Genomic DNA, 16,865 nt, shown 5'->3' with positions numbered 1-16,865 from the left:
ATGTTATCTTTACGGATAATAACAAGAGCTTCTGTTAATTCTCACTCAAACTTAGAAGGAGGAACGTAGAAATCTGACATAGCAAACGCCGACATGAGACAATTGAATACGATACTTTTAATAGACGACGACGAAACAACAAATTACCTTAACCACCGCCTGCTTTCGCGCCTGGAGGTTGCCCCGGATATACGGGTCGTGATGAACGGGGAGGAGGCCCTGGATTACCTGGAGCACGCCTTTGCCGGCGTCGAGGGCTACCCACGCCCCGACCTTGTCTTCGTGGACATCAAAATGTCGGTGATGGATGGGTTTGAGTTTCTGGAGGAGTACCAGAAGTTCTCACCAAGCCAGAAAGACAAGACCGTGCTGCTGATGCTCACCTCCTCGGCCAGCTTCTACGACCTGGAGAAGCTGAAGGCCTTCCCGGATGTGCGCAAGCACTACTCTAAGCCCTTGGCTGAGGCCGACGTGCGCGAGATTCTGCAGGAATACTTTTAGGCCATCATTGTCCGGCTGTGGCAACGGCACCCTTGCAGGCAAGGGTGCCGTTGCTTTTTTGTGTCTACCCCTTGTTAACTATCCCCTCCGCATTGCCGTAAATAGATGTAAGCCTATACTTTCAGTAGGCAAAAAACATTGTAAAACAGCAAAAGAAATAAAGCTATGGCAAACAAACCAGAGAACCTTAACGCCAGCGAGGGAGAGAACCATGAGATAGGCCGCGACCTATACCGCAGAGACCAAGAGCAACAAGGGCAGCAACCGCAGCGCTACGGCTACCGTGGCAGCAAGAACTCCAGCCAGTGGGGGGAGGGTAACTTCTTCCATACAGGGCCCAACCCTCGAGGCGCCCAGGACTCTAACGAACGCAAGTATGGCGAGAACTACCAGCACGACCGCAACTCCACCTACGCGCAGGGCCGCAACGCCCATCTAAGCGACCATTACGGCAGCCGCGAGGGCAGCGCCTACCGCCACGAAGACCAGTATCTGAACTACGGCGACCACGGTGGCCAGTACATGCAGCGCCCGCAAACACCGGGGGGCTCCCTGCAAGGCAACTACAGCGACATGAACGAACGCCACACCGACCCGTGGCGTGAGGGCCCGGGTAGCCGCAGCCGCTACAAGGAAGACGATTACCGCTACGGCAGCGGCTCGCACAACTGGTACCGCGAGGGCCGCTACACGCCAGACAGTGAGGAAACCGCCCCTTACCCACGCGACCACCGCAGCTTTATGGAGCGCATGAAAGACACCTGGAGCGACATCTGGCACTCTGACGACCCGAACTATCACCCACGCGAGCAGCACAGATCCCAGGCAGACCGCATCAGCTCCAGACAACGTTACGGCTCCGAGCCTTACCGCGACCGCAACTTTGACAGAGGCTATGAGGGAGGCCCTCGCTGGGCTGACGAAACCGACTCAGGGAGAGACAACTATTACAACGATACCGACCGAGACCAACGCTACCGCCGTTAAGCCGTATAGGTTAAACGGATTAGGTAGATTTGGAAGTAGATTAGTTTTAGTTAGTAGAATAACAAAGCCAGCCGTGTAGCTGGCTTTGTTATTCTAGGCTTTTTTGCTTATCTTAAAAAAGAACCTCCTGATTATCACGCCGTACATGTAGGAACCGTTGGCCTTTCAGGAGTAGTCTTTAACTTTTAAAAATCACAGCATGCAGCACGAAGAGCAAGACCCAAGACATCACCCACACCATTGGGAGCACCAGCAGCACCGTCGCCACACGCACCATCCAGAGCACTTTCAGGACTTCAGGAGCCGCTGGGGTGAGCCTATGCCCCCCTACCAGCAACACCAGCAGGAGTGGCACCCGGAGGCAACCGACCGCTTCGAGAACAGGGGCAGGTACTACCGCGAGGAGTGGCTCCCTGAGCAGCAGCAGCACCAGCACCGCCCTAACCAACACCACATGGGGGAGCAGCGGCCGCCGCATGAACCTATATGGCGCCAGCGCGATGTGCACTTTGCCCCCAGCAACCAGCGCGTAGAAGACCGTTGGTTCGAGGACCCGCTGATGCCACACCCGGACCGCCGCCCGCCGCGCCATTACGATGGCTTCTGGCAGGACTATGAGGACTAACGTGCCTTGGCACAAAGTGTAAAATGATAAAAGCCGGTGTAGTCCGGCTTTCGTTTTTTTGGCACAACACTAAAACAGCTTCCGCAGGCCAAACCCCACTGATACGAGTTCTGGCACACCCGGCACCAGGTTCACCGAAAGCTCTGTATCAGGCTTGAACCTGTAGTTGTACTCGAACTCACCGCCATACCAGTAAAACCGGTATTGCCACTGCCCGTAGCGGTTAAAGTACCCATCGTCGCCATAGCCCTCTATCCTGTTCCAATCTTTGCGGTACACCAGCGTGGGGCCGAAGCCGCCGTTAACAGAGTGCCTGCCCTTATGTAATAGCACGCCCCTGAAACCGATGTGTGAGAAGCCTGCCAACTCTGCTGCGCAATCGGCATACAACCCCTGCTCTACGCGCACACTTATTCTGTCGCGCAGCACAAATCGCTCATAGCCTACAATCGCGCCCAGGTTCAGTACCAGCACTCCCCTCTCATCCAATCTGTTCGGGAAAATTTCAGGGTTCTGGCTCTGCCTCAGGTGCGCCGACAGGCCGAATAGCTTTACTGTAACGGCATTTTTGTACACGTGCTGCTCCTGTGCACGCACCGGCAGTAGGTGCAGGCACAGGAGCAGCGATAGCAGGCAGGGTATAATTTTAGTGCTCATATAAGGCTTTATACTTATCACCCCACCCACTTGATACCAAAAACCTAACCTTTCCTGCCCTGTTGCCGCCACTCCGCTTATACTTTGTAACTTTGCATAGATGGAGGACCTGGAGAGTTTATTACAAAAGGTGCGCGCCTGCCGCATCTGCGAGGAGCACCTGCCCCTGGGGCCGCGCCCTGTGCTGGCGACCAGCAAAACGGCAAAATTGTTAATTGTGGGGCAGGCGCCCGGCACCAGGGTGCATGCGAGCGGCACCCCCTGGGACGACCAGAGCGGCAAGCGCCTGCGGCAGTGGCTGGGGCTGGAGCCGGAGGTGTTTTACGATGCCACCAAGGTGGCCATTATCCCCATGGGCTTCTGCTACCCCGGCAAAGGCAAATCCGGTGACCTGCCGCCACGCCCCGAGTGCGCCCGGCACTGGCACCAGCAACTGCTCAGCCAGCTGCCCCACATCCGGCTCACACTGCTCATCGGCAAGTATGCCCAGGAGCATTTCCTGGGGGCTCGGGCAAAGCCAACTCTAACCGAAACCGTTACTAACTGGCACGAGTATTTACCAGCCTATATGCCTATGCCGCACCCCTCGCCCCGCAACCAGTTCTGGCTGCGTCGCCACCCGTGGTTCGAGGCCGAGGCTATTCCTTATGTGCAACAGTTGGTACAGGCAATTCTTTAGAAACATTCGTATATTGAGTTTCTGTAGCACCCTTACACCCTTAGCTCCGTGCGTTATGATGAACTACCCCTCAAGCAAGCTACCTGATGTTGGCACCAGTATCTTCACAGTGATGTCGGCGCTGGCCAACGAGTACCAGGCCATTAACCTGTCGCAGGGCTTTCCGGACTTTAACTGCCCCGAACGCCTGATGAGCCTGGTGACGAAGTATATGCACGAGGGCTTTAACCAGTATGCCCCGATGGCCGGCATGCCGCAGCTACGCCAGAAGATCAGCCTGAAAACGGAGAGGCTGTATGGCTACCGCCCCGACCCAGACACTGAGATTACGGTTACCTCCGGGGCTACGGAGGCACTTAACGCCGCCATCACGGCGGTGGTAAAATCAGGCGATGAGGTGGTGGTGCTGGAGCCCTGCTACGACAGCTATGCCCCGGTCATCCGGCTTTGCGGCGGTTCGCCTATATACGTTCCGCTGGCCCTGCCCGACTTTTCGGTGGACTGGGACCAGGTGAGAAAACGCATTTCCTCCCGCACCCGCCTGATCATCATTAACACACCCCATAATCCTACCGGTGCCGTGATGACAAAGCAGGACATGGACATGCTGGCCAGCCTGCTCAGCGGAAGCGACATCCTGGTGCTGAGCGACGAGGTGTATGAGCACATGGTGTTTGACGGGCAGCAGCATTACAGCGCACTCCAGCATCCGGAGCTGCGTAAGCGAAGCTTTGTCGTGTCCTCCTTCGGCAAGACCTACCACACCACCGGCTGGAAAGTAGGCTACGCGGTAGCACCGCCCCAGCTTACAAGCGAGCTGCGCAAGATGCACCAGTTCATCACCTTCTGCACCGCCACTCCTTTTCAGCTGGCCATTGCTGAATTTATGGACGAGGAAAGCCATTACCTTAATCTCCCAAGCTTCTACCAGGCCAAGCGCGACTTTTTTGTAGAGCAGCTGCGGCAGACGCGCTTTGAGGTGGTTTCTTCAGCGGGTACTTATTTCCAGCTGGCAAAGTATAGCGGCGTTACACAAGAGCACGACCTGGATTTCGCCAAACGCCTGACCATAGAGGTTGGCGTGGCCGCCATACCCGTATCCGCCTTTTACCACGATAGAACCGACAACAAGTACCTGCGCTTCTGCTTTGCCAAGGGTGAGGAGACGCTACAGGCAGCCGGAGTGAAACTCGCCAGGCTTTGATTGTTGATCACTGCCTCGTGCTTATCACACGTTTTAGACCTGTAGCCAACAAGAGACAACATGTTTGGCCTCTACACTCTCCAACAACTAAAAACCAATAACCAGTAACTAATAACGATGACGGACCTGCGCGTTACCATAGTACAAACAACCCTGCACTGGCAGGATGCCGAAGCTAACAGAAGCATGTTTTCGGAAAAACTGGCTGCCGCCGCCCCGCAAACAGATCTGATCGTGCTGCCGGAGATGTTCACAACCGGCTTTAGCATGAACGCCGCAGATGTGGCCGAGGACGCGGACACTACCACGCTGAACTGGATGCGGCAGGAGGCACAGCAGCACCAAGCTGTGCTGACGGGCAGCGTCATGGTGCGGGTAGGAGAGCAGTTTTTGAACCGCCTCTACTGGGTGCGCCCAGACGGCAGCTACGCCGCTTACGATAAAAAGCACCTGTTCCGGATGGCAAAGGAGCACCATACCTACACGCCTGGCAAAGAGAAGTTGCTGGTGGACCTAAACGGCTGGAAAGTATGCCCGCTGGTGTGTTACGACCTGCGCTTTCCGGTGTGGAGCCGCAACACAGACAATGCTTACGACCTGCTGCTGTATGTAGCGAACTGGCCGAAAGTGCGCCGGCAGCCCTGGAGCACTCTGCTGCAGGCCCGTGCCATAGAGAACCTGGCCTATGTAGTAGGCGTGAACCGCGTTGGCACCGACGGGAACAACCACCCCTACTCCGGCGACTCTGCCATCATCCACCCGAAAGGCTATCCCCTATTGGAGACTGCCGAAGTAGAGGGCATCCATACCATTACTCTAAGCAAAAAGGAACTGGAGGATTTCAGGGAGGCTTTTCCGGCACACCTGGATGCAGATAAATTCAGCCTGGAGTCGTAAGGTTAGATGGCTGACTTTAGCTGATCGCTGCGTAGGAGGACCTGGGGCTGTTCTGGGCCCAACCACTCCTGCCCCTCCTTGGCTAAGGAGGGGAATTAGCAGACGATTATCATCCTCCCATAACTTGGCTGAAACTCCATCAGCCGTGGCTATTGGAAACTAATCCCAGTCCTTGGGTTGAGCGCCTATGCGAGTTTTTCCGGTGCCGAACGCTAGTGAGGCAGCCCGAGGCACGAGGGCAGGAAGGGAACACAGCGCGATGCCCTTATCGAGGGCCCCTACCCCCAGGACGAGCCCTCTCGGGCTTGAGAGCACCAAAGCCAGAGATGAAACAATAGGTATGTAAGACTGGAGGATGAAGAGTGGCTAGAGAGGATAGCTTGCTTCCAGTTGCAGGAAGCAGTAGCAACAGGGAAAGCACGAGCGGATGCTTGCACCAGCAGAAGTATGAAGCATAGCCCAAGTACAAGGTATGGCTATACAAGCCAGTCGAGTCTCAGACTCAACACCACAATCGGACACAAGTATGGAGACTTGCGCCCGGATAGAGGCACAGGCGGACGCAGGCGCTAATAGAAAGCGATAAAAACCCCGGCAATAGGACTGCTTTTATTTGGCAGGACGAGCTATACTTCAAAGAAGCCTTTTACTTCCTCCATTACTTCCTCCTCCCCCACTACTTTTAAAGCTGTATGGGGGCGTGCGGCAAAAATGCGCTGGAGACGCGACTGCTGGCCTTGTAAAAGCACAAGCCGCTGCCTACCTTCCTCAAACAGTTCTTCCAGCAGCGGCATCAGGCTACCGAAACCTGTTGTGCTTTCCGCTGCCTTTATACATACCACCGCGCGCTCTGACTCCCGGAGCAAGCGCAGGGCGTAGTGCTGCAGCAGTTCATCAGATCGTGCATCCAAATCAAGTACAGTAACAGCAGGAAGGCTTTGCCGCACCCGCTCCACCACCGGTTGAAGAAAAGCCGTGTCTGCCGTTAGAACAATGTACAGAAACGCCTGCATCAGCGTACTAGTAGCTTAGCTGTGGCCTGGGCACCGCTAGCGGTAGTAGCCCTGACAATGTAGATGCCCGCCTGCAGCCCCTGCACTGGCAACGTTTGGGAGCGGGCATACATACCGCCCGGACTACGGAATACACGCTTGCCCACTACGTCGAACACCTCCAGTTGCACCGGTTCCGATGCCTTTACCCTTACTGGCTCTTTCTGATTGTTATCGTGCGGATTTGGGTATACCTGCAGCATAAGGTTTTCACCAGTGCCCGGCGTGCCGTTATAGCCGGACACCTGTTGCAGCAAGTATAAACCTCCTCCTTTGGAACCCAGCACCAGGTACTGCTCGCCGCTGCCGCCCAAGGGTGCCGCTGTTATACTTAAGCCACTGCCCAGTCTTGTTGCCTGCACCTGCTGCGTCAGCTCGTTCTCCAGCAATTCTGTTTCTGCAGCAAGAGTGCCATTCAGGCCCTGCGCAACATGGCGGTAGATGCGCAGCCCGCCACTCTCATCAACCGTCAGCAGGTCCTGGGTACCGTCCCCATCCACATCGAAGATGAAAGGGTGCAGGAAGCGCCTGTCAAAGTCATAACCGATGCCGCCAAAACTGCTGCTCTCCAGGGTGTAAACCGGTGCGGAGGCGGTGCCGGTATTGCGGTAAAACTCCAGGTTGCTGGCTGCTTTGCCTAGCAGTAAGTCCAGGTTACCGTCACCGTCCAAGTCGGCAAAGGCAGGCACGTCGCCATCGGCTATTTTCAGCAGCTCCTGCTGTTGCGCAAAGTCGAAAGCCGGCGGCTGCCCGGCGGCTGCCAAGTTGCGGAGCCATACCACGCGGCTGCTGCCCATGCCTGTGCCTTTCAGCGTAAGCACCAGATCAAGTTTCCCGTCACTGTTCACGTCAGCAAAGGCTGGCTTTATACTATGCAGCTGTTTGTTATGCAAGCCCAAGTAGTTGTTGGTTACCAACTCAAAAGCGGGTTGCAAGGAAGTGCCGGTGTTCCGGAAAAAGCTGATGGAGCCGCTGTAGGTGCCGTTTCGGTAACTAGCATCGTTACCTACCAACATGTCCAGGTCACCATCGCCGTCCAAGTCGGCAAAGGCCGGATAGGCGCCTTCGCCCAGATCGATCATCTGGCCTTGCAGGAAATCCTCCTGCACAAACTCAAAAACTGGCCTGTCGGCAGCTCCCGTGTTACGGTACAGCCAGGCAGAGTGCTGGAAATCCATATCTCTGATTTCCTCAAAGGCCTGGGTCGTTACCAATAGATCGGGTACGCCGTCGAACGTGACGTCTTCGTAAAAGGCGGCCGGAAAAAGATTGAAACTGGCAGGCTTCGCAGCGGGAAAATCCGGCGAGAAACCATCCATGATGGCATTGTGACGGTCTCCTTTATTCTCCAGAAGCACGAGGTTTTCGCAGAACACCCCTCCCAACACCAGCTCCATGTCACCGTCGCCGTCCATGTCCAGCAGCAGGTGCGTCGATCCCTCGTGGCCGGTGTGCATGGGCGCAGCGACACTTTGTCCGTCATGGCTGCTGCACGGCTCCCCGAACTTAAAGTCGTTGCAGTGTTCACACTCTGTAATACCGCCCCACCAGTTGGTCTGCTGCTCATACGTCAGCGACTCACAAGGCAGCCCCTGCTCCGCCTGCATGTTAACGTATAGCTCCAAATTATAGCCTTGCGCAAAGTTGGTGAGCAGAATGTCCAGGTCTCCGTCGCCATCGATGTCGGCGATAGCGGGTACATCCGTTGCGTTCATCTGCATGTTCACCCGGCCGCTTCTGTAGCGCAGCCCATCGGTAACCTGCGTGAACCGCAGTTGCTCGCCAGGCTCCTGCCTGAACACCCGTATGCCCAAAGGCGAATTGGTAAAGATATCCTTCAGGCCATCACAGTTGTAGTCGCGCAGCAGCGCCCAATACACCAAGCCATCCGGAAACATGCTTTCATACTCTGGCGCGTAGTTGTATCGCCACTGCCCCGCTTCCTGCACAGCCAGCCAAGTGTATACCTTGCCCGTCTGCCTGTCAAAAGCAAAAAGGTCGTCCTGCCCGTCGCGGTTAAGGTCTATGGTAGAGAATTGCGGGGTGTTGAGGCCGCCGCTCCAGGGCTGCGCCAGTTGCCTGCCAGAGGTGGTGACCGGTATACCTTGGCTTAACCGGAACTGGAGCGGCTCTGCCTGTTGTGCCCACGCACAAAGCGGTGCCAGAAGCATGAACAGAAGCGGTATGGATGCTTTCATGGGTAAAGGGTTTGCCGCCACAGGTATGGCTTTTGCTATTTTGATGAACGTAGGTTGCCGTGCTGTCGTTTTTATTTATTTGAGCGTATATTGCTGCCACGTGTGGCCTATACCCAAACGTAACCAAACACGTCAGAACCAAGCTAAAATTACGCATTTCATGCAGAACACTATTGCGTTTCTATATCAAAAATACCTCGAGTGCCGCCACGTCAGCACCGACTCCCGCGCCGAGCAGCACCAGAGTATGTTCTTCGCCCTGAACGGGCCAAATTTTAAAGGTGCTAAGTTTGCCCAGATGGCGCTGGAGAAGGGGGCAAAATATGCTGTGGTAGATGACCCAACCATGGCCTCGGAAAATGTGTTTGTGGTGGAGGACACTCTGCAGGCGCTGCAGGATCTGGCGCGCCACCACCGCCGCCAGCTGAGCATTCCGGTAATCGGCATCACGGGCTCCAATGGCAAAACCACCACCAAAGAGCTGATTTATGCGGTGCTGAGCCAAAAGTTTAACACCCTCTACACGCAGGGCAACCTGAACAACCACATTGGGGTGCCGCTCACGCTGCTGCGCATCACACCGGAGCACGAGATGGCCATTATCGAAATGGGGGCTAACCATATCGGTGAGATCGCGCTGCTCTCTAGTATTGCCATGCCCACGCACGGCATGATCACCAACATCGGCAAGGCGCACCTGGAAGGCTTCGGCAGCCTGGAGGGCGTGGCCCGTGGCAAGAGTGAGCTGTACGTGCACCTGCTGGAGCATGATGGCACCGTGTTCATCAACACCGGTAACGAACACCTGATGCGCATGAGCCGCCGCATTGAAAGCAAAGTAACCTACCCTGCGCAAGGGGATTTCTACCACAGCGAGTTATTGGAGGCATCGCCTTACGTGGTGTATAAGGATGAGGAAGGCAGCGTGGTGCGTACGCAGCTGGTGGGCAGCTACAACTACGAGAACATGGCCGCAGCCGCCTGCATTGGCAAGTACTTTGGGGTGCCGCTGCAGCAAGCCAACGCGGCCGTTGCCGCCTACAGCCCGGTGAATAACCGCTCGCAGGTGCTGCAGCAGGGCAGCAACACCATCATCCTGGACGCCTACAATGCCAACCCTACCTCCATGGCCGCCGCCGTGCGCAACTTCGGAAGTATGCATGCGCCAAAAAAGGTAGTTATACTTGGCGACATGTTTGAGATGGGCTCCGAGAGCGAGGCCGAGCACAGGACTTTGGGCGAAGTGGTGGCCCAGCAGCCGTTCGACACGGTGATACTTTGCGGCAAAGATATGAAGTATGCCGCCGGAGTAAAGGACAGCTTTTTATACTTCGAGACGAAGCCGGAGCTGCAAACCTGGCTGCGCAAGAACCCAGTGACCGAGAGCTATGTGCTCATCAAAGGCTCACGCGGCATGGGGCTGGAAACGCTGGTGGAAGAGCTGTAGTTAATCAGGCAGTATATTCTTAAAAGTTTAAGAGTATACTGCCTAACTCCTGATATGATAAGTTCAATTAATTCATGCTCCTGCCTTCAGCCTTATAGCAATTATCTATGTTGCCATGCCTGAAATAGAGCATGCTTCATAAGTAATTATTATATTTGAATATAATTATACAAATATAAATCACTGCTATGAAGACAAAGATTATATTACTTGCCCTCCTGTTGTGCTTAGCCCAATTTGTTAACGCTCAAACAACAGATACCCCTTCTTATAAGCACCACTTCGGCATAGTTGCAAGTCCAACTCTCCAAAAAGTTTTTACCAGTAACACCAGCTTACCTGTGGGCTTAGTTTACAAACGGCAAGGCAGTGGCAACGGCATGTTTAGGAGCACCTTTATTGGCTCCCAAAATAGTTATAGCCAAAGTACTGCAGTTTCATACTCAACAAGCGATATTGAGAGAACAGCAAAAGGGTTTAATGTTCAGCTGACGGGGGGATACGAATGGCATGTACCGCTAAACAATAAATGGCTGTTATATTATGGCGCTGAAGCAGGTCCCAATTATGGATGGAGTAACTCTGAAAGTCTAGATGCATACAATAACTCTAACGAGCATGGCACCATTAGCTATTCTCAACAATATAGAACATTTGGTGCTATCATACGTCCGTTTTCAGGTATAGCATATCAAGTTACAGACAGGTTGTATATAGCCACTGAAACAGCAATAGTAGCGAGCCTATACCGATCCAAAAATCAAATGACTGAAGAACAAACCATATTCGCCAATTACCCTTATACACAAAGATCTGACCATTATACAGAAAGATCATACAAAACAGATCAGACTAGCATAAGTTACAAGCCTGTTTCTAACATCTCGCTCCTAATGCGGTTCTAATCAGGATAAATAATCATAAATGATAAAGCCAGAGATAAGTTCTCTGGCTTTATCATTTATGATTATTACGGAAACACTTCCTAAAACGGTGAGCTGAAACTTTCCAGCAGCGGCAGCACCTCATCTTTTGGCGAGACCAGCGGCTCGGCTATACCCCAGTCTATCCCTAAAGCAGGGTCATTCCAAAGTATACCCCCTTCTGACTCGGGGGCATAGAAATCGGTGCACTTGTAGAGGAACGTCGTATTATCCTCCAGCGCCACAAAGCCATGAGCAAAGCCTTCCGGCACATAAAATACGTTCTGCTTTTCAGCATCGAGTACACAAGCTACGTGCTGCCCGTAAGTGGGTGAATCTTTGCGCAGGTCCACCACCACATCCAGCGCCTTGCCTGTTGTTACCCGCACCAGCTTTGCCTGCGCATGCGGTGGCTTTTGGAAGTGCAGCCCGCGCAGCACCCCTTTCTTAGAAACTGATTGGTTATCCTGCACAAAGTGTGGCGCCAGGCCAAGCGGCTCAAACCACTTCATGCTAAAGGTCTCCATAAAATACCCGCGGTCGTCGCGGAAGATGCGTGGCTGGAACTCGACCAGGCCATCGATGTAAAAAAGTTTGTGATCCATTGCTAATTAGTGTCGTCCAGCACGGTTACCTCTACCGCCATATGGCTACCCGGTCTAAAAAGCCGCAAGTTAGCCATTTTGCCCGCAGCATCAGAAATTTTAGTGTAATTTGCAGCTGTTCATCCAACCAAAGTATACACATGCAAGAAACGGTTGTCTTTCTGCACACGCACGTACTGGTGGTGGTACTTTTCCTGCTCTTGTTCGCCTTCAAAGCCGCACTGCTGCTGCTAAACAAGCACGATGCGTTGGCAAAGGCACGCAGGCAAACCCGCATGCTGGACATCACCTTTGGCACGCTTATACTTGTAACAGGCGGTTACCTGCTCTTCAGTTACCAGGGTGTGCCGAACTGGCTTATACTTAAGGTGGCGCTGGTTTTGCTGGCTATTCCGCTGGGTATTGTGGGCATAAAGCGCGAGAGCAAAGTGCTGGCCACTGTTGCGCTGCTGTTATTCCTGTACATATACGGCGTGGCCGAGACCAAAAGCCTGACGATGCAACAACCTGGCGCTATCCAGAATGCGACTACCAACATGAGCGCTACTCCCGAAACGGACGTCACCGAAACCGGTGACATAGGCATGAGTGAGTCGGAGGAGAAGCAGCAGGAGATTGTGGCCGCCATGGGCGAGGCGCAGCTGGCAAACGCCAAGGCTATTTACACGCAGCTTTGCGGCACCTGCCACGGCGCCGACGGGGCCAGAGGCTTGGGCGGCGCCACAAACCTGCAGGTCAGCAACCTGAGCCAAAACAATCGTGTACACGTAATCGAAAGAGGCCGCGGCCTGATGCCGGCCTTTGGCAGCCAGCTTTCTGATGAAGAAGTAGAGGCGTTGGCTGCTTATACTATGACGCTTAAAAAATAATGAATGGCTAAACAGAAATATTACGAAACCTCCAAGCCACAGGAAACGGCGGTGCTGGTGGCTGTGCCAGGCTATCGCCAAACCGACGAGCAGACAGAGGAATACCTGGACGAGCTTGCCTTTCTGGCGGAAACGGCAGGCGCCCAAACCCTGAAGCGCTTTGTGCAGAAGCTGGACAAGCCCGATGTGCGCACGTTTGTGGGCAGCGGCAAACTGGAGGAGATACAGGCCTTTGTAAAGGAGCATGCGGTGGACATGGTTATTTTTGACGATGACCTGAGCCCCTCGCAGGTGCGCAACATAGAGCGCGAGATGCAGGTGAAGATCGTGGACCGAAGCCTGCTCATACTGGATATATTTGCCCTGCGCGCCAAAACGGCCCAGGCACATGCCCAGGTGGAGATGGCCCAGTACCAGTACCTGTTGCCGCGCCTCACCAACCTCTGGACGCACCTTTCCAAACAAAAAGGTGGTATCGGTATGAAGGGACCAGGGGAGACCGAGATCGAGACTGACCGCCGTATTGTGCGCGACAAGATATCGCTGTTGCGCGACCGCCTGAAGAAGTTTGAGAAGCAGAACTTTGAGCAGCGCAAGGCGCGTGCCGGCATTGTGCGTGTGGCTCTGGTGGGGTATACGAACGTGGGCAAGTCTACGCTCATGAACCTGCTCTCCAAATCAGAGGTGTTTGCCGAGAACAAGCTGTTTGCCACCGTGGACGCCACCGTGCGCAAAGTGGTGCTGGAGAACGTGCCTTTCCTGCTTTCCGATACGGTAGGGTTCATCCGCAAGCTGCCCACCAAGCTGATCGAGTCGTTCAAGTCCACGTTGGATGAGATCCGCGAGGCCGACCTGCTGGTGCATGTGGTGGACGTGTCGCACCCCTCCTTCGAGGACCACATCGCTGTGGTGAACGAGACGCTCAAGGACATCAACTCGGCTGACAAGCCCGTGCTGCTGGTGTTCAACAAGATCGATGAGTACTTGCGGCAGCGCGAGCAGGAGCTGCAGGAAGAGCACCAGGACATGCTGGAGACCGACCATCATGTGCGTCCTTCCATCGAGGACCTGAAAGCCACCTATATGGCCAAGGAGCACGCGCCCGCTATGTTCATCTCTGCCACCGATAAGCTCAACATCGACGCCCTGCGCGAGGAATTGCAGCGCCGGGTGGCTGAGATCCATTTTCAGCGCTACCCGAACAACGTGTAAGAGGCTTTCTTCCGCCAAACTACCAAAATCCCACCTTTTGCCGCGGCAAGGGGTGGGATTTTGCTTTTCCACCCTCCGGCTTTGCGCGTTTAGTGCTTACCTGGCGCAGCACAACCATTTACCCGTACTTTCAGTAAGTAGCAAAGCCACCTTTGTGGCCATTCAGGCAGCTGCATAGCCTTGAGAAACAGAAAAACTTATGAAAACGCTATATATTCTTAGGCACGCCAAGTCAAGCTGGAAGTTTGATGGCCTCAGCGACCACGACCGCCCGCTGAACAAGCGCGGCCGCCACGACGCCCCCCTGATGGGGCAGGAACTGGCGGCCCGGGGCGTGGCGCCCCAGCTTGTCATCTCCAGCCCAGCGGTGCGGGCCATCAGCACAGCCACCCTTGTGAGCAGGGAACTGGACTACGACCCCGACGACATTGCCGTGGATACCCGCGTGTATGGAGCCGGCAAGGAGGACCTGCTGCATGTGGTGCAACACGCCCCTGCCGACGTAGACAGCCTGCTGCTGGTAGGCCACAACGAAGCCCTTTCCGAATTTGCCAACATGCTATCGCAGGAGCCGATCGGCAGCTTGCCTACTGCCGGCATAGTGGCGTTGCAGTTTAACTGCGAGAGCTGGTTCGACATCTCTAAAGAGAATGGCTCGCTGCTGTTCCTCGACTTCCCGAAGAACCACAAATAACAATCACCCGAACATCCCGCCCCGGGATGAAAGCTTACTTACCAAAGATGGAAAAACAGAAAGATAAACGTAAGCCGAAGGCCAGCTCAGAATTACCCTACATAAACCGTGAGCTAAGTTGGTTGGCTTTTAACTATAGAGTACTGCAGGAGGCAAAAGACAAGAGCGTCCCCCTGCTGGAACGCATCAAGTTCATGGCGATCTTCTCGTCTAACCTGGACGAGTATTTTAAGGTGCGCGTAGCTACCCTGAAGCGCCTGATCAAGCTAAAACCCAAAACCCGCGACAAGCTGGACGATGAGCCGCAGGAGACCCTGGAGCAGGTATTAAAGGAGGTACACCGGCAGCAGGAGGAGTTTGGGCAGGTGTTTCGCGACGGCATTCTGGCCGACCTGCGCGAGCACGACATCCACATGCTTACTGAGCACGACCTGAACCCAGAGCAGGAGAAGTGGGTGCACAACTACTTTAAGGAGACGCTGGAGCCCCTGTTGCTCCCCATCATCCTCGATGAGACCGAAACGCACCTTTTCCTGCGCGACCAGACCGTATACCTGGGCGTGAAGATGTGGGACTCTACGGAGAAGGAGTGCAAGCCGGAGCGCTTTGCCATGCTGGAGATCCCGACCAAGAAGCACGGTGGCCGCTTCGTGAAGCTTCCCACCGTGAATGAGCAGCGCTATGTAATGTTTGTGGATGACGTGATCCGTTTTTGCCTGCCAAAGCTGTTCCCGCAGTATAAGTCTTTTGCTGCCCATGCCGTGAAGGTATCGCGGGACGCGGAACTGGATATTGAGGAAGAGGTATCGGGTAGCCTGATGGCCAAGATACAGAAGAGCCTGAAGAAGCGGGAAACAGGATACCCGGCCCGCCTGCTCTACGACCCCCAGGCACCGCAGGACCTGCTGGAAATGATGATGGCGCACACCGGCATTACCGAGGAGGAGCTGGTGGAGGGCAGCAAGTACCATAACTTCCGCGACTTCTTTGGGTTCCCGGACTTTAACCTGCCCGACCTGAAGTATAAACCACAGCCCACGCTCATACATCCGCAGCTGGAGCAGGAGCCAAGTATACTTGCCGCCATGAAGGAGCGCGACTACCTGGTGCACTACCCTTACCAGTCGTTCGATTACGTGCTGCGCTTGTTTGATGAGGCAGCCAACGACCCGAAGGTAACCGCCATGAGCGCTACCTTATACCGGGTGGCTGATAAATCCAAGATTGCGAAGGCGCTGGTGAAGGCCGCCAAGAACGGCAAGCTGGTAACGGTGGTGGTGGAGCTGAAAGCCCGCTTTGATGAGGAGTCGAACATATACTGGGCTGGCAAGCTGCAGAAAGCCGGGGCTAACGTTATTTTTGGCCTCCCTGGCCTGAAGGTGCATTCGAAGCTGGGCCTCATCACCCGCAACGAAAAAGGGAAGCTGGTAAACTATGCCTACCTGAGCACCGGCAATTACAACGAGACCACCTCCAAGATCTACGCCGACCATGCCCTCTTTACCGCAGACAAGCGCCTGACAAAGGATGTGGAGCAGGTATTCAATTTCTTTATCGATCGGCAGACGGATAAGAAGTTTGAGCACATCCTGATGGCCCCTATTAACATGCGGCAAGAATTCGTGAAGCTGATAGACCGCGAGATCAAGAATGCCAAGAAAGGCCTGCCGGCAAGCATGATTCTGAAGATGAACGCCCTACAGGACGCCCGCATGATTAAGAAGCTGTACGAGGCCAGCCAGGCTGGTGTAAAGGTGCAGCTGCTGGTGCGGGGCATTTGCTGCCTGATGCCGGGGGTAAAGGGCGTGAGCGAGAACATTGAAGTGCGGGGCATCGTGGACCGGTACCTGGAGCATGCGCGGGTGTACATTTTCCATAACAACGGCGACGAGAAAGTATATGTGGCCTCTGCCGACTGGATGACGCGCAACCTGAACCGCCGGGTGGAGGTGGCTTTTCCGCTGTACCAGCAGGAGTTGGTGGCGCAGGTGCGCCACATCATAGACCTGCAGCTGCAGGACGACACCAAGTCTCGCACCGTGGATAATAGCTACGTAAAGCCCGATACTCCCTCCAACGTGCGCGCGCAGTACGAAACATACGACTACCTGCGCAGCCTGGTACCATCCAGAGCGGAAGAGGAGGAAACTAAGCCACAAAAGGAGAAACAGGCTTAAAGCACAGGCCACAGCCTAACTCCACAGGCATACGAACGGCGCGGCCCCGGCTATAGTTGATAGCCGGGGCCGTGTCGCCGGGCAAAAAGCCCAGGCTCTCGCCTGCCTCTACCACCGGTCGGGAGATGATGATCTTCT

At 54.8% G+C, this 16,865-nt stretch carries 17 protein-coding genes; 12 read left to right on the top strand and 5 right to left on the bottom strand.

The features are described from left to right. Positions 1 to 93: 93 nt before the first annotated feature. From PXG97_RS15630 to PXG97_RS15620, 3 genes are all read left to right on the top strand, one after another. Positions 94 to 501, top strand: a complete 408-nt coding sequence (locus PXG97_RS15630; RefSeq protein ID WP_276498719.1) for a response regulator — start codon at positions 94 to 96, stop codon at positions 499 to 501. Between the two features lie 165 nt (positions 502 to 666). After that, positions 667 to 1,488, top strand: a complete 822-nt coding sequence (locus PXG97_RS15625) for a hypothetical protein (RefSeq protein ID WP_276498718.1) — start codon at positions 667 to 669, stop codon at positions 1,486 to 1,488. 199 nt (positions 1,489 to 1,687) lie between these two features. After that, positions 1,688 to 2,113: a hypothetical protein gene (locus tag PXG97_RS15620; RefSeq protein ID WP_276498717.1), complete on the top strand. Its 426-nt coding sequence runs from the start codon at positions 1,688 to 1,690 to the stop codon at positions 2,111 to 2,113. A gap of 69 nt (positions 2,114 to 2,182) precedes the next feature. Here PXG97_RS15620 and PXG97_RS15615 read toward each other — a convergent pair whose 3' ends face one another. Then, positions 2,183 to 2,770 carry a hypothetical protein gene (locus PXG97_RS15615; protein WP_276498716.1) on the bottom strand — a complete coding sequence of 196 codons (588 nt, stop codon included), beginning with the start codon at positions 2,768 to 2,770 and terminating at the stop codon, positions 2,183 to 2,185. Between the two features lie 100 nt (positions 2,771 to 2,870). Between PXG97_RS15615 and PXG97_RS15610 the strand changes: the two genes are divergently transcribed. The 3 genes from PXG97_RS15610 (at position 2,871) to PXG97_RS15600 (ending at position 5,550) form a co-directional block, all read left to right on the top strand. Continuing rightward, a complete protein-coding gene (locus PXG97_RS15610) occupies positions 2,871 to 3,449 on the top strand; it encodes a uracil-DNA glycosylase family protein (protein ID WP_276498715.1) in 579 nt (192 codons plus the stop codon). A 55-nt stretch (positions 3,450 to 3,504) separates the two neighbouring features. Further along, positions 3,505 to 4,653, top strand: coding sequence for a methionine aminotransferase (locus PXG97_RS15605; RefSeq protein ID WP_276498714.1), 1,149 nt, complete (start codon positions 3,505 to 3,507; stop codon positions 4,651 to 4,653). A gap of 117 nt (positions 4,654 to 4,770) precedes the next feature. Next, positions 4,771 to 5,550 carry an amidohydrolase gene (locus tag PXG97_RS15600; RefSeq protein ID WP_276498713.1) on the top strand — a complete coding sequence of 260 codons (780 nt, stop codon included), beginning with the start codon at positions 4,771 to 4,773 and terminating at the stop codon, positions 5,548 to 5,550. A gap of 626 nt (positions 5,551 to 6,176) precedes the next feature. On the opposite strand, the gene PXG97_RS15595 is transcribed toward PXG97_RS15600, so the two are convergent. Together PXG97_RS15595 and PXG97_RS15590 are read right to left on the bottom strand one after the other, a co-directional pair. Beyond that, positions 6,177 to 6,563, bottom strand: coding sequence for a hypothetical protein (locus PXG97_RS15595; protein WP_276498712.1), 387 nt, complete (start codon positions 6,561 to 6,563; stop codon positions 6,177 to 6,179). After that, the gene (locus PXG97_RS15590; protein ID WP_276498711.1) at positions 6,563 to 8,800 is read right to left on the bottom strand and encodes a T9SS type A sorting domain-containing protein; all 2,238 of its coding nucleotides are present in this window, start codon (positions 8,798 to 8,800) and stop codon (positions 6,563 to 6,565) included. Before PXG97_RS15590 ends, PXG97_RS15595 begins: the two co-directional genes overlap by 1 nt. 160 nt (positions 8,801 to 8,960) lie before the next feature. On the opposite strand from PXG97_RS15590, the gene PXG97_RS15585 reads away from it, so the two are divergent. Both PXG97_RS15585 and PXG97_RS15580 read left to right on the top strand, forming a co-directional pair. Continuing rightward, complete coding sequence (locus tag PXG97_RS15585; protein WP_276498710.1) at positions 8,961 to 10,247, top strand: UDP-N-acetylmuramoyl-tripeptide--D-alanyl-D-alanine ligase; 1,287 nt, start codon at positions 8,961 to 8,963, stop codon at positions 10,245 to 10,247. Positions 10,248 to 10,435: 188 nt separating this feature from the next. Then, positions 10,436 to 11,152, top strand: coding sequence for a hypothetical protein (locus PXG97_RS15580; RefSeq protein WP_276498709.1), 717 nt, complete (start codon positions 10,436 to 10,438; stop codon positions 11,150 to 11,152). 80 nt (positions 11,153 to 11,232) lie between these two features. Here PXG97_RS15580 and rfbC read toward each other — a convergent pair whose 3' ends face one another. After that, on the bottom strand, positions 11,233 to 11,775 hold the full coding sequence (gene rfbC / locus PXG97_RS15575; protein WP_276498708.1) for a dTDP-4-dehydrorhamnose 3,5-epimerase: 543 nt from the start codon (positions 11,773 to 11,775) through the stop codon (positions 11,233 to 11,235). A gap of 140 nt (positions 11,776 to 11,915) precedes the next feature. Here rfbC and PXG97_RS15570 point away from each other — a divergent pair, with 140 nt between their 5' ends. The 4 genes from PXG97_RS15570 to ppk1 all read left to right on the top strand — a co-directional run bounded on the left by PXG97_RS15570 (position 11,916) and on the right by ppk1 (position 16,727). Then, the gene (locus PXG97_RS15570) at positions 11,916 to 12,644 is read left to right on the top strand and encodes a SirB2 family protein (protein WP_276498707.1); all 729 of its coding nucleotides are present in this window, start codon (positions 11,916 to 11,918) and stop codon (positions 12,642 to 12,644) included. 3 nt (positions 12,645 to 12,647) lie between these two features. Further along, the gene (gene hflX, locus PXG97_RS15565) at positions 12,648 to 13,856 is read left to right on the top strand and encodes a GTPase HflX (protein WP_276498706.1); all 1,209 of its coding nucleotides are present in this window, start codon (positions 12,648 to 12,650) and stop codon (positions 13,854 to 13,856) included. Between the two features lie 199 nt (positions 13,857 to 14,055). After that, positions 14,056 to 14,550, top strand: coding sequence for a SixA phosphatase family protein (locus tag PXG97_RS15560; protein ID WP_276498705.1), 495 nt, complete (start codon positions 14,056 to 14,058; stop codon positions 14,548 to 14,550). A gap of 47 nt (positions 14,551 to 14,597) precedes the next feature. Continuing rightward, entirely contained in the window at positions 14,598 to 16,727 is a 2,130-nt protein-coding gene (gene ppk1 / locus PXG97_RS15555) for a polyphosphate kinase 1 (RefSeq protein WP_276498704.1), read from the top strand. Here ppk1 and PXG97_RS15550 read toward each other — a convergent pair. Next, entirely contained in the window at positions 16,699 to 16,854 is a 156-nt protein-coding gene (locus tag PXG97_RS15550) for a hypothetical protein (RefSeq protein WP_276498821.1), read from the bottom strand. The genes ppk1 and PXG97_RS15550 overlap by 29 nt on opposite strands. Positions 16,855 to 16,865: the final 11 nt, after the last annotated feature.

The organism is Pontibacter litorisediminis, from assembly GCF_029360645.1.
GTDB lineage: Bacteria > Bacteroidota > Bacteroidia > Cytophagales > Hymenobacteraceae > Pontibacter > Pontibacter litorisediminis.
The sequence above is the reverse complement of the archived record's forward strand: the minus strand, read 5'-3'. Positions and strand labels throughout refer to the sequence as shown.